This is a genomic window from Aeromonas sp. BIGb0405 (assembly GCF_024807335.1).
GTDB classification, from domain to species: domain Bacteria; phylum Pseudomonadota; class Gammaproteobacteria; order Enterobacterales; family Aeromonadaceae; genus Aeromonas; species Aeromonas rivuli.
Genome location: NZ_JANUEP010000001.1, coordinates 250,740 through 273,867 on the forward strand (window position 1 = coordinate 250,740; position 23,128 = coordinate 273,867).

Sequence of the window (23,128 nt, forward strand, 5' to 3'; positions counted from 1 at the left end):
TCACACCTTGTTAACGTCTTGGCCAGTCAGCACCTTGCGGATGGAGGCATCCATGCGACGGGAGGCAAACTCGCCACTGGCAGCATCCGCCGCCTCGATGGCATCTTTGATTTGATTGGTTGTTCCTGTGGCACGCATGGCCAGCAGGTGGGCGATGGCCCCGTCGATTTCGCTGCGCTCGGCCGAGCTCAACAGCGCCTCACCATCCACGGCCAGCGCAGCATTGAGGCTCTCGATCACCCGGTCCGCGTCCACTTGCTGTTCGGCCAGCATACGGGCGGCCATATCCTGTTCCGCATGCTCGAAGGAGGCGGTCAGCATGCTGAGGATGTCATCCTCGGCCAGTCCGTAAGAGGGTTTGACCTGAATGTCAGCCTGAACCCCGGAGGATTTCTCCATGGCACTGACCGAAAGCAAGCCATCGGCATCCACCTGGAAGGTAACTCTGATATGAGCCGCGCCTGCCGCCATCGGCGGGATCCCGGTCAGGGTGAAGCGGGCAAGGGAGCGGCAATCTGCCACCAGTTCCCGCTCACCCTGCACCACATGGATTGCCATGGCAGTCTGGCCATCCTTGAAGGTAGTGAACTCCTGGGCGCGAGCCACCGGTATGGTGGTATTGCGCGGGATCACCTTCTCGGCCAGGCCGCCCATGGTCTCGAGTCCCAGGGAGAGCGGGATCACATCCAGCAACAGCATCTCGGCATCGGGTTTGTTGCCCACCAGAATATCGGCCTGAATGGCTGCGCCGATAGCCACCACCTTGTCCGGATCTATGCTGGTGAGCGGCGTGCGGCCAAAGAAACTACCGACTTGCTCACGCACCAGCGGCACGCGAGTTGAGCCGCCGACCATGACCACTTCCAGCACCTCATCGGCACTGAGACCGGCATCTTTCAGGACCCGGCGACAGGCCAGCAGGGTCCGCTTGACCAGGGGCAGAATCAGTTCGTCCAACTGGCCGCGGGAGCATTCGCCCTGCCAGCCGGCGAAGGCACAGGAGACAGTGTCTGCATCGGTCAGTCCATGCTTGATGGCGGTTGCGGCATCGAGCAGTTCCCGTTGCAGGCGCGCATCCAGCTGCCCTTCCAGCCCGGCCCGGGCCTTGAGCCAGTCGGCAAGCAGGTGATCAAAGTCATCGCCACCCAGGGCGGAATCACCGCCGGTGGCCATCACTTCAAACACGCCACGATGCAGACGCAGTATAGAGATGTCGAAGGTACCGCCGCCGAGATCGTACACGGCAATCACCCCCTCCTGCCCCGAATCCAGGCCATAGGCGATGGCGGCGGCGGTGGGCTCATTGAGCAGACGCAGCACATGCAGACCGGCAAGGCGAGCCGCATCCTTGGTGCCCTGGCGCTGGGCGTCATCGAAATAGGCGGGTACGGTAATCACTACGCCGTCGAGGTCGCCGCCCAGGGTCGCGGCGCCACGGGCGGCCAGCGCTTTGAGAATTTCAGCCGAGACCTGCACCGGATTGACCAGCCCCTGGCGAGTGAGGATCTGCGGTGATCCCTTGTCGCTTGCCACGAATTCGTAGGGCTGTTGGCGGGTATCCAGATCCGCCAGCGCCTTGCCCATCATGCGTTTGACCGAAATGATGGTGTTCTGGGGATCCTGGGCGGCCTCGGCTTTCGCATCGAAACCGACCCGGATGCTGTCAGCCTGATAGTGGACGGCAGAAGGCAGCAGGGCGCGACCCTGTGCGTCATTGAGCGTATCGGCCTGACCGCTACGCACCGCGGCAACCAGCGAATTGGTGGTGCCCAGATCGATGCCGACGGCACGTTTATGCTGATGAGGCGCGGCGCTCTGGCCGGGCTCGGCGATTTGCAGTAATGCCATGGGGTATCACATTTCCAGCGTTAGAAGATCAATATTCGAACAGCGAGTCTTCGAAGCGCTCCAGCTCTTCGAGCAACTTGTCGACGAACTTGAGTTTGCGCACGCAATCGGCCGCCTTGAGATCCTCGCCCATGGCGAGCGTCTCGGTCAGCTGTTGCATCAGGTGGTGATGCTCCTGGTCGATTTCGCGGCGAAAATCCGCGATGGCCGTCTCAGGTTGCGCCTCGGACTTGAGGTCTGCGAGGCGTTCACGCCACTCCAGTTGCTGCATCAGAAACCCCGTATCTTGCAGGGTTTGCTGTTCGGCGCGAATGTCGGTGCCACGCAGGGAGAGCAGATACTCAGCACGGCGCAAGGGGGCTTTGAGGGTAGAGAAGGCATCATTGATGCGAGCGGCTTGCTGCACTGAAGCCAGCCGCTCCCGTTCGGGAGCGGTGGCGAAACGATCAGGATGGAACTGAGTTTGCAGTTGACGGTAGGTATCCCCCAGCTGGCGGATATCAAGTTCGAACCCCTGCGCCAGACCGAACAACTCGAAATGGTTCATGAGGTACCCTTAGACACTGAAACTTTCGCCACAACCACACTCGCCCTTGGCGTTGGGGTTGTTGAACTGGAAGCCCTCGTTGAGGCCCTCCTTGACGAAGTCCAGTTCGGTGCCATCCAGGTGGGCAAGGCTCTTGGCGTCGACGATGATCTTGACACCCTCTTGCTCGAACACCTTGTCCCCGTCATTCAACTCATCGACGAATTCCAGCACATAGGCGAGCCCAGAGCAGCCGGTGGTCTTGACGCCGAGGCGCAGGCCCAAGCCCTTGCCCCGGTTGATCAGAAAACTGGATACCCGCTCTGCCGCGGATGCTGTCATGGTAATGGCCATACTGCTCTCCGGACCTTAAACGAGACCTTTCTTCTGCTTGTAGTCGGCGATGGCTGCCTTGATGGCATCCTCAGCCAGGATGGAGCAGTGGATCTTGACCGGTGGCAGTGCCAGTTCTTCGGCGATGTCGGTGTTCTTGATGCCAGCCGCTTCGTCCAGGGTCTTGCCCTTGACCCATTCGGTCACCAGGGAGCTGGAGGCAATGGCAGAGCCACAACCATAGGTCTTGAACTTGGCATCTTCGATGATGCCAGCATCACTGATCTTCAGTTGCAACTTCATGACGTCGCCGCACGCAGGGGCACCGACCATGCCGGTGGCAATGCTGGGATCGTTCTTGTCGAAACCACCGACGTTACGGGGGTTTTCGTAGTGGTCTATTACTTTTTCACTGTAAGCCATGATTAACTCCTGCTAATTCCGTTGTAGCCACTGATCTTGAGGATCAGTGGTGTGCCCATTCGACCGTGTTCAGATCGACGCCGTCCTTGTACATCTCCCACAGGGGAGACATCTCGCGCAGACGACCGATGGAGCCACGGATAAGCTCGACTGCATAGTCGATCTCTTCTTCTGTCGTGAAGCGACCCATGGTGAAACGAATGGAGCTGTGTGCCAGCTCGTCGTTCAGACCCAAGGCGCGCAATACATAAGAGGGTTCCAGGCTGGCGGAGGTACAGGCTGAGCCGGAAGAGACCGCCAGATCCTTGAGTGCCATGATGAGGGATTCCCCTTCCACATAGGCAAAGCTGACGTTGAGGTTGCCCGGCACGCGCTGCTCGAGGTCACCGTTGATGTAAACGGCTTCCATGTCTTTCACCCCGTCCCACAGACGCTGGCGCAGGGCCATCATCCGCGGCGCTTCACTGGCCATCTCTTCTTTGGCGATGCGGAACGCCTCGCCCATGCCGACAATCTGATGAGTCGGCAGGGTGCCGGAGCGCATGCCGCGCTCATGACCGCCACCGTGCATCTGGGCTTCCAGACGAACGCGGGGCTTGCGGCGCACATAGAGGGCACCGATGCCTTTGGGGCCATAGACCTTGTGAGCGGAGACGGAGAGCAGATCGACCTTGAGGGCCTCGACATCGACCGGGATCTTGCCCGCGCTCTGAACGGCATCGACGTGCAGGAAAATCTTGCGCGAACGGCACAGGTTGCCGATGGCCGCGATGTCTTGCACCACGCCGATCTCGTTATTGACGTGCATGATGCTGACCAGCACGGTGTCGTCGCGCATGGCGCCTTCAATCTGCTCAAGGGTGAACAGACCGTTGGGCAGCGGCTCGAGGTAAGTCACCTCATAGCCTTCACGCTCCAGCTGACGGCAGGTGTCGAGCACCGCTTTGTGTTCAGTCTTGGAGGTGATGATGTGCTTGCCCTTGCTGGCATAGAAGTGTGCTATGCCCTTGATGGCCAAGTTATTGGATTCAGTCGCACCAGAGGTGAACACGATCTCGCGGGGATCGGCACCAATGAGCTCTGCCACTTGATTACGGGCCAGGTCGACCGCCTCTTCAGCCTGCCAGCCGAAACGGTGAGAACGGGAAGCTGGATTGCCGAACAGGCCATCCATGGTGAGGCACTGCATCATCTTCTCTGCGACTCTGGGGTCAACAGGGCAGGTTGCCGAATAATCAAGGTATATAGGCAGTTTCATCTTTTTCTCCGTTACAGACCCACCACACATCGGTTGGCTGTGGAAAGCACGTTTATAGTTGGACTTTCAAGCTCACATCGCCGCGTTCTACCCGATCAACCAGGGACAACACGGTCTTCATCTGTTCATCTTGCTTGTCAGCAATGCGGCGTACATCTGTCTGCCCGACCAGTTCGGCCAGGGAGATATCACCGAGGAAACTGGAGATGCGCTCACTGAGATCGCGCCACAGGGAGTGGGTCAGACACTGGGTGCCACCGTGGCAGCCACCTTTCCCCAAGCACTTGGTGGCATCGACCGACTCATCGACTGCGGTGATCACCTGGCCGACCGAGATGGCCGCCGGATCCAGACCGAGTCGATATCCGCCGCCGGGGCCGCGCACACTGCTCACCAGACCATGCTTGCGCAGGCGGGCAAACAACTGTTCCAGATAGGAGAGAGAGATGCCCTGGCGCTCGGAAATATCGGCCAGGGGCACAGGCCCCTGATCAGCATGCAACGCCACGTCGAGCATGGCGGTTACTGCATAACGTCCTTTGGAAGTCAGTCTCATATCCGTTACCGTCTTGCGAACCAATTGGCAATAATGGTCACATACCCGACTAATTCAGTCAAGTATATAGTTGACCGTTTTAGTCGGGATTAATCCTGCGGTCTTGGTTTCTGAACCGACGTCAATATGCCGCGCAAGATGTTGAGTTCGACCGCCTCGGGGCGGGCCCGATTGAACAGGCGACGCAGCTTGTTGATCACCTGCCCCGGATGCTCTTCGCTAATGAAGCCGGTCTGCAGCAGTGTCTGCTCCAGATGGCGATAAAAGCCATCAAGCTGTTCACCACTCGGGTAGGCGACCTCGTTCATGGGCTCTGGGGCCTGCTCCTGGCTCGCCAGCCAGTGCATGCGTATCTCGTAGCAGAGGGTCTGCACCGCCATGGCGAGGTTGAGGGAGCTATATTCGGGATTGGCCGGAATGGCCACATGGAAGTGGCACTTCTGCAGTTCGTCATTGGTGAGGCCCGTGCGCTCACGGCCAAAGACCAAGGCAACCGGATGCTGGTTCGCCTCCCTCACCAGCTGCTCTCCCGCTTCGCGCGGATCCAGCATGGGCCAGCTCAGGGTACGCGAGCGCGCGCTGGTACCGATCACCAGGGCACAATCGGCGATCGCCTCATCCAGGGTCGCAACGACACGGGCATTGGCCAGTATGTCGCTGGCACCCGCCGCCAAGGCGTTAGCATGGCTATCGGGCAGCTCCTGGGGATCAACCAGTATCATATTGCTCAGGCCCATGGTCTTCATGGCGCGAGCGGCCGAGCCCATGTTGCCGGTGTGAGAGGTGTTTACCAAGACGATACGAATCTTATCCAACATGCCCGGTCAATCTTTCGTGAAAAATGGCGCGCAATTGTAACATAGCCAATCCCCCTTTTGGCATCGTAAATACCGATCCATTTCACGGTAAGCGGGAACTAATCCCCCAGGGAGTCGGGACTAACAAGATAGGGAGACGGTTCAGAGGTACGCCGGCATGTTGCCACGCAGGTTATACGAAAGTTTGCCAAGCGCTTATCTGGGCGGGGGGAGCCTGCTGCTACTGCTTGGTCATCACCCCCTGCTATGGGGGGCTGGCGCCCTGTTGTTTGGCTGTGGCGCCCTGATCTGGATGATGCGCTCCAGCTACAGGCGCACCGATCTGGTGGTCTATCCGCGGCATCGCTGGTTTAGCCCCGAATGGCTCTATGAAGCGCAGCCCTTTCTCCTGCTAGGGCTGGCCATTGCCCTGGGCCAGCAAGAGCAAGGGCGTTGGCTGGCGCTGCTTGCCGCTTGCTGGGCCCTGCGCTGCCTCTGGGCAAGGCACTTGCATCGCCACCATACCCCGGGGCTGGCGTCACAACTGAAGCGCTGCACCTTGCGCCGTCGCCACCGTTTGTTCTGAGGCTCCCTTTCCGCGCTCGATGAGGTGCGCCAGATCCAGCAAGGGGTACTTGAGCAAGGCAGGCAGGGAGGCCAGATCCAGGCTGTCTATCAGGTTCTTGAGCTCGAGGCCAAGCTCGGTATCCCCTTCAATCTTGAGGCGACGCTGGAAGAAGAGCGTGTCCGGATCTTCCTTGCGCGCCGCGATGAGGATGAGATCCTCGGCGCCACCGCTGAAGCTGACATCCACCCGAGGCGCCCCCTTGACCACCGCCAGCTGACCTTCGCGCAGGCTGATGAACCAGGACAGTGCCAGATCCGTCACCTCGACCTTCAGCCACTTGTCCGTCAGGAAGTCGAGATCCCCGTCCGCGATAGCCTCCCGAAACACCCGGGCCAGCAAGGGTTCCATCAACCTGCGCTGCAGGGTAAAGGGCACCAGCCCCAAAGGGCGGCGCAGCAGTTGGGGGGCCCGTTCGACCAGACGGTACTGCAGTTGTTGAAACACGGTTCACTCCTCATGAGGTTTTCGGGCATTCAAACACAGGCCGGGGAGATGGATCCTGTTGAAAATCAAACTTGTGCGCGGTTAACCCTCTCTGGGTAAAGCCACCGAAAACTGCCTCAGGTCAAAAAGCGTGACGACAACCCTGCATACAATCGGGACACTTTTGCGTGATCGGAGCACAACCGATGGAATTACTCTGCCCGGCAGGCAGCCTGCCGGCCCTGAAAAGTGCCGTGGATAACGGCGCAGATGCCGTCTATATCGGCTTCAAGGATGACACCAATGCCCGCCATTTCGCGGGGCTCAATTTCGATGGCGGCAAGCTGGAAAAAGCGGTCGACTATGTCCATCAACATGGCCGCAAGCTGCATATCGCCATCAACACCTTCGCCCACCCAAACCAGCATGCCAGGTGGCAACAAGCGGTAGACAGAGGCGTGGAACTCGGCGCCGATGCGCTCATCATCGCCGATCTGGCCGTGCTCGATTATGCCAGCCGCCGCTACCCCGAGATGGAACTCCATGTCTCGGTGCAGGCCAGCGCCACCAATGCCGCCGCGATCCGCTTCTATCAGCAAGGGTTCAAGGCGACCCGCATTGTGCTGCCCCGGGTGCTCTCCATGCATCAGGTCAGGCAGTTGTCCCGCGAGACCGACGTCGGCCTGGAAGTCTTCGCCTTTGGCAGCCTCTGCATCATGGCGGAGGGGCGCTGCTACCTCTCCTCCTACCTGACCGGGGAGAGCCCCAACACCGTCGGCGCCTGCTCACCGGCCAAGTACGTGCGCTGGGAAGAGACCCCAAAAGGGCTCGAGTCCAGGCTCAACGAGGTGCTGATCGATCGCTACGGACCCGGTGAAAACGCCGGCTACCCGACCCTGTGCAAGGGGCGCTTCGAGGTGGATGGCCAGACTTATCATGCCCTGGAGGAACCCACCAGCCTCAACACCTTGGGGTTGTTGCCCGAGCTGTTTGGTGCCGGCGTGCAGTCAGTAAAGATTGAGGGGCGCCAGCGCAGCCCGGCCTACGTCGAGCAGGTCACCCGGGTATGGCGCGCCGCCATCGACAGCTACCTGTGCGATCCCGAGCACTACTGCGTCAAGCCCGAGTGGGATGCCCAGCTCGCCCGCGTCTCCGAGGGCAGTCAAACCACCCTCGGCGCCTATCACCGCAAATGGCAATAAAGAGAGGCCCCATGTCCCGCTCTCTCAGACAAGACGGCAATATCTTCCACTGCCAACATGACGGCAAGGAGCACAACTAATGCAATTTTCTCTCGGGCCCCTGCTCTTCTACTGGCCCAAGACCGATACCCAGGCTTTCTATCAGGCCGCCATGGCCAGCGATGCCGACATCATCTATCTGGGCGAGACGGTGTGCAGCAAGCGCCGTGAATTCAAGGTCGAGGAGTGGATAGCCCTCGCCAAGCAGGTCGCGGCGAGCGGCAAACAGGGGGTACTCTCCACCCTTGCGCTCATTTCGGCTCCGTCCGAGCTCAAGGAACTCAAGCGGCTGGTCGACAATGGCGAGCTGATGATAGAGGCGAACGATCTGGGCGCCGTACAGCTCGCCCGGGAGGCTGGCGTGCCCTTCGTCTGCGGCCCCGCCATCAACGCCTATAACGCCGAGGTGCTGCGCATGCTGCTCAAACAGGGCATGACACGCTGGGTGATGCCGGTGGAGCTCTCCCGCGACTGGCTGGTCACCCTCAACCAGGACTTGGCAACGGATCGCCAGCATTTCGAGGTGGAACTGTTCGGCCATGGCTATCTGCCGCTGGCCTATTCGGCCCGCTGCTTCACGGCCCGCTCCCTGGATAAACCCAAGGATGGCTGCGAGCTGGCCTGCATCCACTATCCGACCGGCCGCCAGGCCCTGAGCCGGGAGGGACAACCGCTCTTCAACCTCAATGGGATCCAGACCCAATCAGGCTACTGCTACAACCTGGGCAATGAGCTTGGCGGTATGACGGGTCTGGTGGATGTGGTGCGCCTCTCCCCACAAGGGATGGACACCCTGGATACCTTGACCCAGTTCAGGGCCAACCAGCAGGGCCTGGCCCCCCTGCCCCTCTCGGGGGATCGCGAATGCAACGGCTACTGGCACCAGATCCCGGGCATCCGCCTGGCGCAATGAGCACGGCACCGACAACAACAATAAAGGCCTCGCAATGAGGCCTTTATGTTAACAGCGCAACTTAGAGCGCGGCGGGTTTGCCGCTTTGCTCGCCCTGGGGCTGACTGCCCGGGGGCGGCGACTTTCTCGCCATCAACTCCAGCTCCAGCAACGCATATCTGTGCTCGATGAAGTCATAGACGTTGTTGGCCAGCGCCAGCTTGAAGTAGCTGATCGCCTCCTTGCGGTTACCCTTGAACAGCTCGAACTTGCCGAGATAGAAGTAGGTCTCGCACAGGCGCTCGGCCAGTTCACGGTTGTCCTTGACCCCTTTCACCACGCTGCCCATCAGCTGGGTCGCATTGATCTGGCCGGTGTAAAGGCGCACCAGATCCCAGTTCCAAGCATCATCACCCTGCTTGTTCAGGTGATCCCGCAGATGGCTCATGGCCGTCGACTCGTCGAGTTTGCGCTCGGCCAGATAGAACCAGAGGGCCCGATAGGGATCTTCGGGCTGGGCATCATAGAAACGCTTCATGTCCGAGACGGACAGGGCGGCTCTGTTGCCGTAATAGAGGGCGATGCCACGATTCAAATAGGCATAGTCATAATCCGGGGCCAGCTCCAGCGCCGAGTCAAATGCCTCATAGGCCTCGTCATAGTTCTGCTGCTGAACCAGATAGACACCGATAAAGTTGTAGGCCTCGGCAAAGTCCGGCTTCTCCCGCAAGGCGCGGTTGAAGTCGAGCCGGGCCAGGGAACGCAGTCCCACCCGATCGAACACCACGGCGCGCTCGTAGAACAGCTCGGCACGTTGCTCAGGAGTCAGCTCCATCTCACCCAGCATCTGTCCCAGACGGGCCAGGGCCAGTTCGCTCTGATAGGAAACCTGTAACGGCGTCGCCAGCACCAGCGATGTGGGCTGCGGTTGGGTAACTTTAGGGGGCTCTACCTGACTACTACTGCTGCATCCCCACAGGGGCAGCAACACCAGGACACCGAGCAGGTATCCCATCCCTTTACTGACGCTCAATGAACACTCCGACCCAGACCCTTGACCTGGCATATGGTAAAGAGGAAGCAAGGCTTTGTCATGTGGCTGGCCTGCTTCTCGACAAATAAATCAGGATTCGACAGGGTATCCAGCCTCGGACCAGCCCCGAAAGCCTCCATCGACGCTGACCACATGGCGATATCCCATCTTCTGCAGGGCATCGGTCGCCAATATGGAGCGAAAGCCGCCACCGCAGTAAAGGAAGAGTTCCGTATCAGGATCCGGGTAACGGACCTCGATATCGCGCTCGATCACTCCTTTGCCGAGGTAACTGGCCCCCGGCAGATGACCCTTGGCCCACTCGCTCTCCTCGCGGACATCAATCAGGTGAAAGGTGCGCCCCTCATCCTGCCAACGTTTTATCTGGTGCACATCGGTTTCGGTAATCTGGCCACGAATGGCCTCAACCAAAGCGAGGAAACGGGGACTGTGTTGCATGGAAGGCTCCTTGCGGTCAGGAATGGCGGATCACGGCTGGCATGGGAGCCCGCCCGGAAGATAGCAAGCCATGACCATACGGGGGATGGGCGCATTTGTCACCCCCCTCCTTGTGCAACCCATAGCGCCGCTCAAAAAAAGAGAGCGCCCGGAGGCGCTCTCTTTCATCAAGGCTGTCGACCAGCAATCAGGGCATGATCTCTGGTAGATCGGCCCCTTCTTTATCGACTTGGGTCGGCAGCATGTGCTCCCGTTTGATGCCGAAGAACATGGCGGAGGCACTCGCCACATAGATGGAGGAGTAGGTCCCGAAGGCCACCCCGATCACCATGGCGATGGCAAAACCATGGATCAAGGGTCCACCCTTGAGCAGCAGCGCCACCACCACCACGAAGGTAAGCCCCGAGGTGATGATGGTCCGGCTCAGGGTTTCGGTCATGGAGAGATCCATGATGTAGGAGGTATCTCCTTTGCGCACCTTGCGGAAGTTCTCCCGCACCCGGTCAAACACCACTATGGTGTCGTTCAGGGAGTAACCCACCAGGGTCATCAAGGCCGCCAATACGGTCAAGTCGAACTCGTACTGGAAGTAGGCAAAGATGCCGAGGGTGATGATGACATCATGCGCCAGGGAGAGGATACCCCCCATCGCCAGCCGCCACTCAAACCGCACCGCCACGTAGGCCAGGATACAGAGGATGGAAGCCAGCATGGCCAAGGCCCCGTCTGTCGCCAGTTCATCACCCACCGAAGGGCCGACGAATTCGACTCGCTTGAGAATGGCGCCTTCATCGACCAGCTTCGCAGCTGCCAAGACTTCGTTGCCCTGCTGCTCCACCTTGACCCCCTCTTTCGGAGTCATGCGCACCAGTACGTCACGGCTGGAGCCGAAGAACTGCAGGGTCGCCCCTTCAATCTTCCGCTCTGCCAGTGCTTCGTGCATCTTGTCCAGGCTCACCGACTGCTGGAACCCCACCTCGATGGTGGTACCACCGGTAAAGTCCAGCCCCCAGTTCAAACCCCGATCGAACAGGCAGAACAGGGCGAGTATCGTCAGAAAGGCAGAGAACACCATTCCCGACTTGGCAAAGCGCATGAAGGGGATGGGCTTTTCAAAATGTAGAATCTGAAACATGTCTCTTCCTTAGATCGGCAGCTTGTCGATGCGCCGTCCACCCCAGGCCAGGTTGATAATGGCGCGGGATACCGTGATGGCCGTAAACATGGAGGCGGTCAGACCTATACCCAGGGTCAGGGCGAAGCCCTTGATGGCCCCGGTGCCGATACCAAACAGGATCACACAGGTGATGAGCGAGGTGATGTTCGAGTCGGCGATGGTCGAGAAGGCGCGGTCGAAGCCCATGTGGATGGCTTGCTGCACCCCGCGACCATTGCGGATCTCTTCACGAATACGCTCGTAAATCAGCACGTTCGCATCCACCGCCATCCCCAGCGTCAAGACGATACCGGCGATACCCGGCAGAGTCATGGTGGCCCCCGGTATCATCGACATGATGCCGACGATCAGCACCAGGTTCATGGTGAGGGCCAGGTTGGCCACCCAACCGAACGCACGGTAGTAGATCCCCATGAACAGCACTATCACCAGCATGGCCCAGCCGATGGCTTCCATACCGTTGTCGATGTTCTGCTGACCGAGGCTCGGGCCTATGGTGCGCTCTTCCACTATCTGGATGGGCGCAATCAGGGCACCGGCACGCAGCAGCAGCGCCAGGTTGTGGGCTTCGTTGGCGTTGTCTATGCCGGTGATGCGGAACTGGCTTCCCAGCCGTGACTGGATAGTCGCGACGTTGATCACCTCTTCCTGCTTGCGGAACTTGCGCTTGCCGTCCGGACCGGGTTGACCCACCGGCTTGTATTCGATGAATACGGTGGCCATGCCTTTACCCACATTGTCCTTGGTAAAGTTGGCCATCTTGTTGCCACCCTGGCCATCGAGCTTGATGTTGACCTGGGGACGGCTGTACTCGTCGAAGCCGGACTGGGCACCGACAATATGGTCACCGGTCAGGATGATGCGTTTTTGCAGCACCACGGGGCGGCCATTGCGATCGGTATAGACCTTGGAGCTCGGCGGTACCCGGCCATCGGCGGCAGCCTGGGGATCGGCGGTCTCATCCACCATATGGAATTCCAGGGTCGCGGTGGCGCCCAGAATTTCCTTGGCACGGGCGGTATCCTGGATACCGGGCAGCTCGACCACGATGCGCTCGGCACCCTGTTGCTGCACCAGCGGCTCGGCGACGCCCAGCTCGTTGACCCGGTTACGGATGATGGTGATGTTCTGCTCGAGAGCGTACTTCTTCACCTCCTTGATCTTGGCTTCACTCAAGGTAGCCAGGATCAGGAAGTCATCACCCTTCTGCTCGCTGTTGAAGGTCAGATCCGCATTCTGGCGGCGCAGATGGGCGATGGCCTTCTCTTGATCCGCTTCATCACGGAACAGGATTTCAACCTGATCGCCGCTGCGGCGCACCCCAGAGTAACGGATCTTCTGGGTACGCAGCTCGGTGCGGAAATCCTGCACCATCTGATCTTGCTGCTTGACCAGCGCCTCGGCCATGTCCACTTCCATCAGGAAATGCACACCACCGCGCAGGTCGAGACCCAGTTTGAGGGGAGCGGCACCGATCGCCTCGAGCCAGGCGGGCGTGGACGGCGCCAGGTTCAGCGCGGTGACAAAGTCATCACCCAGCTTGGACGCAACCAGGTCGCGGGCCTTGAGCTGATCTTCGGTATTGGTGAAACGGACCAGGATCTGGTCATGTTCGAAGGCGGCATGTTTGACCGGAATAGCGGCCTCATCCAGGATCGCTTTAACCTGATCCAGCGTCTTGAGCTGAACTTCGGCACCGCGACTGGCGGAGACTTGCAGAGCCGGATCTTCACCGTACAGGTTGGGGGCTGCATATAGAAAACCGATGGCGATCACGATGATCACCATCAGGTATTTCCACAGCGGATAGCGGTTTAACACGCTGTGCTCCTTGGGAGATTAAAGGGACTGGATAGAACCTTTGGGCAGAACGGCGGTGACGAAATCACGCTTGATGGTAACCTGGGTCTGATCGTTCAGGGCCAGTACCAGATAGTCGTTCTCGGTGGAGACTTTGGCGATTTTACCGACCAGGCCACCGGAGGTGAGCACTTCATCGCCCTTGGCCAGTGAGCTCATCAGGTTTTTATGTTCCTTCACACGCTTGGCTTGCGGACGATAGATCATGAAGTAGAAGATCAGGCCAAACACGGCCAGCATGATGATCATTTCCATGCCGCCACCCTGGGGACCGGCACCGACGTCTGCATAGGCCTTGGAGATAATGCTCATTTAACAACCTCTTATTGATATGGATTTAAGACACAACGCGCTGATACGTTGTTGTTATTACACGTTTTCTTCAGCTAATGGAGGCACGGCCTTCCCTTGCCGACGATAAAACTCAGTCACAAAGTCGTCTAATTTACCCTGCTCGATCGCGTCCCGCAAACCCTGCATCACTCGCTGGTAATAACGCAGGTTGTGAATGGTGTTCAAACGGGCACCTAATATCTCGTTGCACTTGTCCAGATGGTACAAATAGCTGCGGGTGTAGTTCTTGCAGGTGTAGCAATCGCAGTCCGCATCCAGGGTGCTGGTATCCTCGCGATACTTGGCGTTGCGGATCTTGACCACCCCGTCCGTGGTAAACAGATGACCGTTGCGGGCGTTGCGGGTCGGCATCACGCAGTCGAACATGTCGACGCCGCGGCGCACCCCTTCCACCAGATCCTCCGGCTTGCCCACCCCCATCAGGTAGCGCGGCTTGTCGGCCGGGATCCGTGGGCAGACGTGCTCGAGGATGCGATGCATGTCTTCCTTGGGCTCACCCACCGCCAGGCCGCCGACCGCGTAGCCGTCAAAACCTATCTCGAGCAGGCCGTCGAGGGAGACATCCCGCAGCGGCTCGTAGACGGAGCCCTGGATGATGCCAAACAGGGCATTCTTGTTGCCCATCTCATCAAACTTGTCACGGGAGCGCTTGGCCCAGCGCAGGGACATCTCCATGGACTTGCGGGCTTCTTCATAGGTCGCCGGGTACGGCGTGCACTCGTCGAAGATCATCACGATGTCGGAGCCCAGATCGTACTGGATCTCCATGGACTTCTCGGGGTCGAGGAAGATCTTCTCACCGTTGATGGGGTGACGGAAATGCACGCCCTCCTCGGTGATCTTGCGGATGTGACCCAGGCTGAACACCTGGAAGCCACCGGAGTCGGTCAGGATAGGACCCTGCCAGTTCATGAAGTCATGCAGATCCCCGTGGGCGCGCATCACCGCCTGCCCCGGCCGCAGCCAGAGGTGGAAGGTGTTGCCGAGCAGGATCTGGGCGCCGGTCTCGCGCACCTCTTCCGGGGTCATGCCCTTGACGGTGCCGTAGGTGCCGACCGGCATAAAGGCCGGGGTCTGCACGGTGCCGCGCTCGAAGACCAGTTGGCCGCGACGGGCGCGGCCGTCAGTGGTTTTCAGTTCAAATTTCATCACTACCTCTATTCAGTCAGAGAAACAGTCTGACAGCAGGGAGCCCGACGGGCCCGATATGGGACTGAGCTCGGCTCAGCCCCGGCGACGGGTGACGAACATGGCGTCCCCGTAGCTGAAGAAACGGTACTGCTCGGCCACGGCCGCCTGATAGGCCGCCATCACGTTCTCATACCCGGCGAAGGCACTGACCAGCATGATCAGGGTCGATTCCGGCAGATGGAAGTTGGTGACCATGGCATCGACCACCTGGAACTGGTAGCCGGGGAAGATGAAGATGTCGGTGTCACTGAAAAAGGGCGCCAGCGGCTTGCCCTGGGCCAGGGTCACCTTGGCCGCACTCTCCAGGGAACGCACCGAGGTGGTGCCCACCGCAATCACGCGACCACCACGGGCCCGGGTCGCGGCTATGGCGTCCACCACCTCCTGGGGCACCTCGGCATATTCCGAGTGCATGTGGTGATCTTCAATCTTGTCGACCCGCACCGGCTGGAAGGTGCCCGCTCCCACATGCAGGGTGACGAAGGCGGTCTCCACCCCTTTGGCCCGGATCTTCGCCAGCAGGGGCTCATCGAAGTGCAGACCCGCGGTCGGCGCCGCCACGGCGCCCGGCTTCTGGTTGTAGACGGTCTGGTAGCGCTCCTTGTCGGCATCCTCGTCGGGCCTGTCAATATAAGGCGGCAACGGCATGTGGCCGATGGCTTCCAGGATCTCCAGCACCGGACGGGAGTCCAGGAAGTGGATCTCGAACAGGGCGTCGTGGCGGGCACGCATCTCGGCTTCCACACCGCCATCGAGTATGAGACGGGTGCCGGGCTTGGGCGCTTTGGAGGCCCGCACATGGGCCAGCACGCTCTTCTCATCCAGGATGCGCTCCACCAGCACCTCCAGCTTGCCGCCGCTGGCCTTCTGGCCAAACATGCGGGCCGGAATGACCCGGGTGTTATTGAACACCAGCAGATCGCCGGGGTTGAGCAGGTCGAGTACGTCGACAAATTGGCCGTGGCGCAGGGCGCCGCTGTCGCCATCGAGTTGTAGCAGACGGCTGGCAGTGCGCTCGCTCATGGGATAGCGGGCGATCAGCGCATCGGGCAACTCAAAGGAAAAATCGGATACTTGCATCGTGACTACTTGGCTTGGCAATAGGATCGGCGGCTAGTCTAGTTATCCCCTCCTGGCATGGCAACCGAAAAGGCCAAAAACACAAGGGATACAAGGGGTACAGACCGACTTTGTGAACCAGGAACCGTTAATTCGGCTATCGCCTTTCCCCTTGACTCCGATCATGTTTCGCCCCTCGGCACTGGGCTAGGGTGAAGTGAACCACACAAGGTTGGCCCCAAGGAGGTTTGCATGATGACCCTGAGCGAGATAATGACAGAGCAGCCCTTCACCCTGGGGCCGAACAACAGCGTCAAACAGGCAATGGATCTGATGCAGCAGGAGCGGATCCGCCATATCCCCATCGTCAATGAGCAGCAACAGTTGCTGGGCCTGGTCACCCTCACCGACATACTGGCGACCCGCGAATCCAAACTGTTGCTGATTGACCCTGAGCGGGAGGCCGAATTTACCGACAGCGTGCGCCTCGAGGAGATCATGACCCGCAAGGTTTCGACCGTCAGCCCCCGTGCCGGCATCAAAGAGGCTGCCCTGTATCTGCAACGGCATCGCTATGGCTGCCTGCCGGTACAAGACAAGGGAGAGCTGATCGGCATCGTCACCGAGTCGGATATGATCACGGTGGCGATCAACTTGCTGGAGCTGATGGAAGATCGCGATCCCTCCCCCATCGGGGATACCACTGACGATCACTGAGTCAATCGCCCCATAATTTGGTAATAAAACTACAAAACACACCAAATTTGACGATCATTTCGCCACAAAGGCCTTGGTGACGCACATATTTGATATAAAAAGAACATAATGGGGTTGCAGTGTGACATGGATCACACTATTATTCCTCCCCTGCAATGTTTGCCGAGAGAATGCCAGTGGCGCGTGCAACCACCCTAGCGTTTTCTCATTGTCTGCAAGTTTGCACACCCCGTAGTGAGTCTTTATTTTTATTGCCATTCCTTTGTTTTGATACCCCGGCCCTGGCGCCGGGATTTTTTTATCTCCCCTCCCCCTGCCGTATCGCCAGACCCTTTGCCAGCGACAGGATCGATGCCGGCATTGACTCGCACCCGCTGAGGCAGCCCTCCTCAGCAAACCTCTACCGCTGCTCATCCAACCGCTCTTCCCGGCGCGACATCACGCCCACCTCACCATTCCCCTCCGACATGAGAGAAAGATGGATTGAACATCTGCCTTATCTTTATAAAACATATGTTTATTCTAAATTGATCGGTATATTCATCTTGGGTACAGGCAAGACGGTTAATCTAAAAAACAGATTTGTCCGATTCATAATTGCCGCTTTAACCGATTGGGGAATGGCCCTATCATCATCCCAGTCAACTAACCCAGGGTCGCAAATCGTTGCCCCAGGGACACACAGGAGCAAATAGATGTCTACCTATATCAATACTGAAATCAAGCCGTTCAACGCTACCGCCTACCACAATGGCAAATTCGTTCAGGTCTCCGACGCTGATTTGAAAGGCAAGTGGTCCGTGGTGTTCTTCTACCCGGCTGACTTCACTTTCGTTTGCCCGACCGAGCTGGGTGACCTGGCTGACAACTACGCCGAATTCAAGAAGCTGGGCGTCGAGATCTACTCTGTCTCCACCGACACTCACTTCACGCACAAAGCGTGGCATGACACCTCCGACACCATTCAGAAGATCCAGTATCCGATGATTGGTGACCCGACTGGCGCCATCACCCGCAACTTCGGCGTGATGATCGAAGAAGCTGGCCTGGCTGACCGTGGCACCTTCGTGATCGACCCGCAGGGCATCATCCAGATCGTTGAAATCAACGCTGGTGGCATCGGCCGTGACGCCCTGGAACTGCTGCGCAAGGTCAAAGCTGCCCAGTACGTTGCTTCCCACCCGGGTGAAGTGTGCCCGGCCAAGTGGAAAGAAGGCGATGCCACCCTGGCCCCGTCCCTGGATCTGGTAGGCAAAATCTAAGCCTCCCTCCTCCAAGACCGGCCCACTCAAGGGCCGGTCTGCTTTCTGGCCCAGTGCTTTCTGCATTCACTGTTTTCTGTATCCCGTACTTTCTGTTTTCAGTAATGGCGCCGACCCGCAATCAGTAAGAAGGAATTCGACCATGTTAGATACCAACCTCAAACAACAACTCAACGGTTACTTGCAGTACATCGTCAATCCCATCGAGATCAGCGTGTCCGGCAATGACAGTGACAAATCCGCAGAGCTGCTGGCCTTAGGCCAGGAAATCAGCGAGATGTCCCCCAAGATTTCCATGACCGATGGCACTGCTACTCGCAAGCCTTCCATGAGCGTGGCGCCACAAGGCCAGGCACCGCGCGTGCATTTTGCCGGCATCCCCATGGGTCATGAATTTACCTCCCTGGTGCTCGCCCTGCTGCAAAGCGGCGGCCACCCCTCCAAGGCCGATCCGGCCGTGCTGGAGCAGGTCAAGAACCTGAAGGGCGAGTTCCACTTCGAGACCTATATCTCCCTCTCCTGCCACAACTGCCCGGACGTGGTGCAGGCCCTGAACCTGATGGCGACCCTGAACCCCGGCATCACCCACACCATGATCGACGGTGCACTGTTCCAGGACGAGGTGAACGAGCGTCAGATCATGGCGGTGCCGAACGTCTATATGAACGGTCAGCCGTTCAGCCAGGGTCGCATCTCGCTGGAAGAGATAGTCGCCAAGCTCGATACCGGCGCGGCCGAGCGCAAGGCCGAAGAACTCAACGAAAAGGCCCCCTATGACGTGCTGGTGGTGGGCGGTGGCCCGGCTGGCGCTGCTGCCGCCATCTATGCCGCCCGCAAGGGGATCCGCACCGCCATCGTCGCCGAGCGCTTCGGCGGCCAGGTGATGGACACCGTCGGCATCGAGAACTTCATCTCCGTGCCCTACACCGAAGGCCCCAAGCTGGCCGCCAGCCTGGAGCAGCATGTCAAGCAGTACGGCGTTGAGCTCATCACCGAGCAGCGTGCCGCCGCCATCAGCAAAGACGGCTATGTGAATGTGGCGCTCGCCTCCGGTGCCACTTTGAAGAGCCGCGCCGTGATCCTGGCAACCGGTGCCCGCTGGCGCGATCTGAACGTGCCGGGTGAAGTTGAATACCGCACCAAGGGCGTGGCCTACTGCCCCCACTGCGACGGCCCCTTCTTCAAAGGCAAGCGGGTGGCGGTAATAGGTGGCGGTAACTCCGGCATCGAAGCGGCCATCGATCTGGCCGGCATCGTCGAACACGTCACCGTGGTGGAGTTCGCCGACACCCTGCGCGCCGACGACGTACTGCAGAAAAAAGCCCGCTCCATGGGCAACATCGACATCATCATGAGCGCCCGCACCACGGAAGTGATCGGTGATGGCAGCAAGGTGGTCGGCATGGATTACGAAGATCGCACCACGGGCGAAATCAAGCATCTCGCGGTGGCTGGTATCTTCGTGCAGATCGGGCTGGTGCCAAACACCGAGTTCCTGAAAGGAAGCGAAGTGGCACTGACTCGTTTCGGCGAGATAGAGATCGACGCCAAGGGCGCGACCTCCCTGCCCGGCGTCTACGCCGCGGGCGACGCCACCACGGTGCCGTTCAAGCAGATCATCATCTCCATGGGCGCCGGCGCCACCGCCGCATTGGGGGCCTTTGATTACCTCATTCGCACGCCTGAGCCCACTCAGGTGCAGCAGGCTGAGCCCGCTCTGGCCTGAGCCCCGTCAACCTGATCGCAAACCGGTGCCTTGGCACCGGTTTTTTATTTCCATTGTCGGACAACGTTGCCGACCCCATGATGGCAGCGCCCCTGTCAACCGCGCGGGCCGAGCCGCTTGCTCATGGCGATATTGGTCACCTCATAACCCAATCTGCGATAGAGGGCCAAAGCCGCTGGATTGTTGGCGAACACATTCAACCCAATGCTAATCAGCCCCAAGTCGCGGGCCAGAGGTTCGAGCAACTCGAAGGCTCGCTGACCATGCCCAAGACGCCTGGCTTGGGGCAAGATGGTGATGTCGAAGACGAAGCCAGTGCGAGTCTCCCCGGATCCCCGCAGGGCAAACCAGAGTCCCCCCACCGTCTCTCCTTCCCCGTCGAGGATTTCGAACAAGCGATGATCGGCAGTCTCCAACCCTTGAGGCAGCAGTGCCTCGTATTCGGCCTGGGCGCGTGCGAGCGCCCCCACCAGTGGCCAACGGCCGGTCGCCACATTCTCCTCGGCGTAATCACGCCAGGATTGCGCCACATAGCGCTCATAATAAGCCTGGCTCATGGCCACCAGCTCGGTCTTCATAATGGACTCCTCCATGATCTGTTCGCCATCTGTTAGCCTCTCTTGTGCCTGGGTTCCCCCGTGGCATCAGGATCCCTCCCCCTCTGTGTCACTGCTCGGTTCTGAGCCAGACGCCCTGTCAACGTCCGGCTAACTCGTCTGCCCATGGGGCTCGGCCAGCTCCACATCGGGTCTGGGCTCGAGCTCGGCGCTCATGGGTGTATTGGGTGGCACCGGCATAAACTGCTGGTGCTCCGCCAGGGGAACCGGTGCTCGCACCCGCTGGCGCCATATCAGAAACAGCGTCAACAGCGCACCACAGAGGCAGAAGTAGGCAAACAACCCTTGCGGGCCAAACAGGTGGATGGCAGTCGGCGCCAAGACGGGTCCTATCATGGCTCCCAGGCTATAGGCGAGCAGCAACCCCTGGTTGGCACTGAGTACCTGATCCGGCTTGAGCTCATCACAGGCATGACTGAGGCTCAGAGGGTAGATGGAGAACGCCAGGCCCCCAAACAGGAAGATGAGCCCGGTCATCAGCCACTGAGGCTGCGGGGCTGGCAGTATCACCATCAGCAAGGCGATGACGGAGAGCAAGGCGGCAAGGACCCCGATGATGAGTCGCCGATCGAAACGGTCCGATATGCGGCCTATGGGGTACTGCAGACACATGCCCCCCAGGATCACCACGGCCATCATGTTGGCAACCCGCTCGATTGGATAGCCACTGTCGGTGAAAAACAGCGGCAGCAACCCATAGATGGCCCCCAGAATGAGACCCGAGGTCATGCTGCTCCACATGCCCGCCGGGGTGAGGCGGAACAACTCGAGAAAGCCCACCTTCTGGGGCTGGATCATGGCTGGCATGGCCACCCGGGAGAGAGCAAGCGGGATCACGGAGAGGGAGGCGGCCATGGCGCACAGGGCGAAGGGCACCAACATCATGGGATCGATGACCTTGAGCAACAGCTGACCCGCCGCCAAGGCGCCATAGAGCAATATCATGTAGAGGGACATCAGCTTGCCCCGGTTGGCCGGGGTGCTGGAGACCAGCATCCAGGATTCGAGCACCACAAACAGGCCGCCGGTGGCAAAGCCTCCCAGCAGCCTGAGTCCGGCCCAGACCCAGGGATCGACAATGAGGCCATGCAGGATGGTCAGGGTGCAGATGAGGGAGGCATAGGCGGCGTAGGCACGGATATGGCCCACCCTGATGATGAGGCGGGCATTGGCGAAGGAACCGAGCACCAGTCCGGCGAAATAGGCGCCGGACACCAATCCTATGGCCTGCGCATCCACCTGCTCGGCCGAGAGCCGTACCGTCAGCAGTGTGCTCATCAAGCCATGACCCAGAATGAAGATCACCAGACTGATCAGCGGGGAAATCACCCCTTGCAACCGCGTTGCCACCATAAACAGGCCACCCTCATTTTCAAGCCAGAACCACACAGGCTACGGATAAATGGCGCAGGCTTCAACCCGCACGGCGCCACCCAGCTCGGTTGAACGGCCGCCATGGTTCACTCAGCCCCCGGATAATCTGCCCACGGGCAGAGACAAGCTCGTCCGCGGCTTCGTTGCCAGCACCGCCTGTTTCAGACGCTGGTCGAGGGGGAGATCCCCTTGGTCATGACCCCATAGAGCAAGGCCAGCAGTGCCAACCCGAAGCCAAGGCAGCCCACCCCCATCCAACCCGCTTGCTGCCAGGCCAGCATGGCACCGCTGGAGCCCAGGGTGCCCCCCAGGAACATCGCCACCATGAACAGGGTATTGATCCTGCCTCTCGCCTCGCCCCTCAGTCCATAGATCAGGTGCTGATTGGCGATCAAGGCACTCTGTACCCCCAGATCCAGCAAGATAACCCCCATCGCCAACCCAAACAGCGAGTGCCATGCCTCAAATAGCCCCCATGCCAGCACCACCAGCAGCGCCCCCGCCAGCACCACGGGCTTAGCGCCCACTCTGTCCGCCATCCGCCCAGCAAGCGGCGCGGCCAGCACGCCGACGATGCCGATCACCCCGAACAGACCGGCTGCCTCAGCCCCGAGACGGTACTCGGAATGGGCCAGATAGAATGCCAGCACCGTCCAGAATGCGCTGAACGAGCCAAACAGCAGCGCCTGGATCAGGCTAGCCCTGCGCAGAGCGGGCTCCTCCCGCCACAGGACACTCAGTGAACGCAGCAAACGTCCATAGCTCATGGTGGAACGAGGCAGATGCAAGGGGATCATCCTGGCCATCAACACAGCCCCCAGCAGGGCAAGCGGCGCCCCCAGCCAGAACATGGCGCGCCAGCTGGCGTAAGCGGTAATAAAACCCGCCAGGGTACGACTCAAAAGGATGCCGCTTAACAGCCCGCTCATCACGGTGCCGACAATGGCCCCCCGCCTGGCTGGGTCGGCCAGCGCCGCCGCGACCGGCACTATCTGCTGGGCCGCCGTCGCCCCCACCCCGAGTATCACTGACGCCACCATCAATCCGACGGCCCCCGTCGCCATCGCGGCCATCACCGAGGCGACTGCAATCAGCCCAAACTGCCCCACGATGAGCCAGCGGCGCTCAAGTACATCCCCCAGTGGCACCAGAAACAGCAAGCCGGCGGCATAGCCCAGCTGAGTCAGCATGGCAATCATGGGAATGGCAGGCTGATCGGGGAAATCCCGTGCCATCACCTCCAGCATCGGCTGGTTGTAATAGATATTGGCGACGGCCAGGCCACAGGAGAGCGCCATGGCGAAGATAAGCGAGCGGCTGATGGCAACCTTGGGCAAGGTTGTCGACCGGCTTGATGGCGATGATGTCATGACA

General features: G+C 59.7%; 24 protein-coding genes. 6 read left to right on the forward strand and 18 right to left on the reverse strand.

Translation table 11 applies throughout. The features are described from left to right. The 7 genes from hscA to trmJ all read right to left on the reverse strand — a co-directional run bounded on the left by hscA (position 1) and on the right by trmJ (position 5,762). Positions 1 to 1,848: a Fe-S protein assembly chaperone HscA gene (hscA, locus tag M2366_RS01245; protein WP_259268749.1), complete on the reverse strand. Its 1,848-nt coding sequence runs from the start codon at positions 1,846 to 1,848 to the stop codon at positions 1 to 3. A gap of 28 nt (positions 1,849 to 1,876) precedes the next feature. Then, on the reverse strand, positions 1,877 to 2,395 hold the full coding sequence (gene hscB / locus M2366_RS01250; RefSeq protein ID WP_224432689.1) for a co-chaperone HscB: 519 nt from the start codon (positions 2,393 to 2,395) through the stop codon (positions 1,877 to 1,879). Positions 2,396 to 2,404: 9 nt separating this feature from the next. Beyond that, positions 2,405 to 2,728: an iron-sulfur cluster assembly protein IscA gene (gene iscA / locus M2366_RS01255; RefSeq protein ID WP_005907034.1), complete on the reverse strand. Its 324-nt coding sequence runs from the start codon at positions 2,726 to 2,728 to the stop codon at positions 2,405 to 2,407. 15 nt (positions 2,729 to 2,743) lie between these two features. After that, a complete protein-coding gene (iscU, locus tag M2366_RS01260) occupies positions 2,744 to 3,130 on the reverse strand; it encodes a Fe-S cluster assembly scaffold IscU (RefSeq protein WP_005907033.1) in 387 nt (128 codons plus the stop codon). A 43-nt stretch (positions 3,131 to 3,173) separates the two neighbouring features. Next, complete coding sequence (locus M2366_RS01265; protein ID WP_042043745.1) at positions 3,174 to 4,388, reverse strand: IscS subfamily cysteine desulfurase; 1,215 nt, start codon at positions 4,386 to 4,388, stop codon at positions 3,174 to 3,176. A gap of 52 nt (positions 4,389 to 4,440) precedes the next feature. After that, complete coding sequence (gene iscR / locus M2366_RS01270) at positions 4,441 to 4,944, reverse strand: Fe-S cluster assembly transcriptional regulator IscR (RefSeq protein ID WP_042043744.1); 504 nt, start codon at positions 4,942 to 4,944, stop codon at positions 4,441 to 4,443. 89 nt (positions 4,945 to 5,033) lie between these two features. Then, the gene (gene trmJ, locus M2366_RS01275) at positions 5,034 to 5,762 is read right to left on the reverse strand and encodes a tRNA (cytosine(32)/uridine(32)-2'-O)-methyltransferase TrmJ (protein WP_259268750.1); all 729 of its coding nucleotides are present in this window, start codon (positions 5,760 to 5,762) and stop codon (positions 5,034 to 5,036) included. 157 nt (positions 5,763 to 5,919) lie between these two features. Here trmJ and M2366_RS01280 point away from each other — a divergent pair, with 157 nt between their 5' ends. Further along, positions 5,920 to 6,327, forward strand: coding sequence for a hypothetical protein (locus M2366_RS01280; RefSeq protein WP_259268751.1), 408 nt, complete (start codon positions 5,920 to 5,922; stop codon positions 6,325 to 6,327). Here M2366_RS01280 and M2366_RS01285 read toward each other — a convergent pair. Next, a complete protein-coding gene (locus tag M2366_RS01285) occupies positions 6,280 to 6,813 on the reverse strand; it encodes an SCP2 domain-containing protein (protein ID WP_259268752.1) in 534 nt (177 codons plus the stop codon). The genes M2366_RS01280 and M2366_RS01285 overlap by 48 nt on opposite strands. Positions 6,814 to 6,998: 185 nt before the next feature. Between M2366_RS01285 and M2366_RS01290 the strand changes: the two genes are divergently transcribed. Beyond that, complete coding sequence (locus M2366_RS01290; protein WP_259268753.1) at positions 6,999 to 7,994, forward strand: peptidase U32 family protein; 996 nt, start codon at positions 6,999 to 7,001, stop codon at positions 7,992 to 7,994. A gap of 79 nt (positions 7,995 to 8,073) precedes the next feature. Further along, positions 8,074 to 8,946, forward strand: a complete 873-nt coding sequence (locus M2366_RS01295; protein WP_259268754.1) for a U32 family peptidase — start codon at positions 8,074 to 8,076, stop codon at positions 8,944 to 8,946. Positions 8,947 to 9,007: 61 nt separating this feature from the next. On the opposite strand, the gene nlpI is transcribed toward M2366_RS01295, so the two are convergent. The 7 genes from nlpI to queA form a co-directional block, all read right to left on the reverse strand. Beyond that, complete coding sequence (gene nlpI, locus M2366_RS01300; RefSeq protein ID WP_306382045.1) at positions 9,008 to 9,958, reverse strand: lipoprotein NlpI; 951 nt, start codon at positions 9,956 to 9,958, stop codon at positions 9,008 to 9,010. Positions 9,959 to 10,048: 90 nt separating this feature from the next. Further along, positions 10,049 to 10,417, reverse strand: a complete 369-nt coding sequence (locus M2366_RS01305) for a rhodanese-like domain-containing protein (RefSeq protein ID WP_224432683.1) — start codon at positions 10,415 to 10,417, stop codon at positions 10,049 to 10,051. A 187-nt stretch (positions 10,418 to 10,604) separates the two neighbouring features. Continuing rightward, entirely contained in the window at positions 10,605 to 11,552 is a 948-nt protein-coding gene (gene secF, locus M2366_RS01310; protein ID WP_259268755.1) for a protein translocase subunit SecF, read from the reverse strand. 9 nt (positions 11,553 to 11,561) lie between these two features. After that, positions 11,562 to 13,415 (reverse strand): protein translocase subunit SecD, encoded by a 1,854-nt coding sequence (gene secD, locus M2366_RS01315; RefSeq protein WP_259236707.1) that lies wholly within the window; start codon positions 13,413 to 13,415, stop codon positions 11,562 to 11,564. A gap of 18 nt (positions 13,416 to 13,433) precedes the next feature. Continuing rightward, the gene (gene yajC, locus M2366_RS01320; protein ID WP_005899993.1) at positions 13,434 to 13,766 is read right to left on the reverse strand and encodes a preprotein translocase subunit YajC; all 333 of its coding nucleotides are present in this window, start codon (positions 13,764 to 13,766) and stop codon (positions 13,434 to 13,436) included. Between the two features lie 57 nt (positions 13,767 to 13,823). Continuing rightward, positions 13,824 to 14,957 carry a tRNA guanosine(34) transglycosylase Tgt gene (tgt, locus tag M2366_RS01325; RefSeq protein WP_042043732.1) on the reverse strand — a complete coding sequence of 378 codons (1,134 nt, stop codon included), beginning with the start codon at positions 14,955 to 14,957 and terminating at the stop codon, positions 13,824 to 13,826. 75 nt (positions 14,958 to 15,032) lie between these two features. Then, a complete protein-coding gene (gene queA, locus M2366_RS01330) occupies positions 15,033 to 16,079 on the reverse strand; it encodes a tRNA preQ1(34) S-adenosylmethionine ribosyltransferase-isomerase QueA (protein WP_042043731.1) in 1,047 nt (348 codons plus the stop codon). Positions 16,080 to 16,310: 231 nt separating this feature from the next. Here queA and M2366_RS01335 point away from each other — a divergent pair, with 231 nt between their 5' ends. The 3 genes from M2366_RS01335 (at position 16,311) to ahpF (ending at position 19,763) form a co-directional block, all read left to right on the forward strand. Continuing rightward, positions 16,311 to 16,775: a CBS domain-containing protein gene (locus M2366_RS01335; protein ID WP_224432679.1), complete on the forward strand. Its 465-nt coding sequence runs from the start codon at positions 16,311 to 16,313 to the stop codon at positions 16,773 to 16,775. A 695-nt stretch (positions 16,776 to 17,470) separates the two neighbouring features. After that, positions 17,471 to 18,037: an alkyl hydroperoxide reductase subunit C gene (ahpC, locus tag M2366_RS01340; RefSeq protein ID WP_017411392.1), complete on the forward strand. Its 567-nt coding sequence runs from the start codon at positions 17,471 to 17,473 to the stop codon at positions 18,035 to 18,037. Between the two features lie 142 nt (positions 18,038 to 18,179). Then, positions 18,180 to 19,763 carry an alkyl hydroperoxide reductase subunit F gene (gene ahpF, locus M2366_RS01345; RefSeq protein WP_259268756.1) on the forward strand — a complete coding sequence of 528 codons (1,584 nt, stop codon included), beginning with the start codon at positions 18,180 to 18,182 and terminating at the stop codon, positions 19,761 to 19,763. A 95-nt stretch (positions 19,764 to 19,858) separates the two neighbouring features. On the opposite strand, the gene M2366_RS01350 is transcribed toward ahpF, so the two are convergent. The 3 genes from M2366_RS01350 to M2366_RS01360 all read right to left on the reverse strand — a co-directional run bounded on the left by M2366_RS01350 (position 19,859) and on the right by M2366_RS01360 (position 23,124). After that, the gene (locus M2366_RS01350; protein WP_259236710.1) at positions 19,859 to 20,341 is read right to left on the reverse strand and encodes a GNAT family N-acetyltransferase; all 483 of its coding nucleotides are present in this window, start codon (positions 20,339 to 20,341) and stop codon (positions 19,859 to 19,861) included. Between the two features lie 129 nt (positions 20,342 to 20,470). After that, positions 20,471 to 21,733, reverse strand: coding sequence for an MFS transporter (locus M2366_RS01355; RefSeq protein ID WP_042043727.1), 1,263 nt, complete (start codon positions 21,731 to 21,733; stop codon positions 20,471 to 20,473). A 182-nt stretch (positions 21,734 to 21,915) separates the two neighbouring features. Beyond that, positions 21,916 to 23,124 carry an MFS transporter gene (locus M2366_RS01360; protein WP_259268757.1) on the reverse strand — a complete coding sequence of 403 codons (1,209 nt, stop codon included), beginning with the start codon at positions 23,122 to 23,124 and terminating at the stop codon, positions 21,916 to 21,918. Between the last annotated feature and the right edge of the window lie 4 nt (positions 23,125 to 23,128).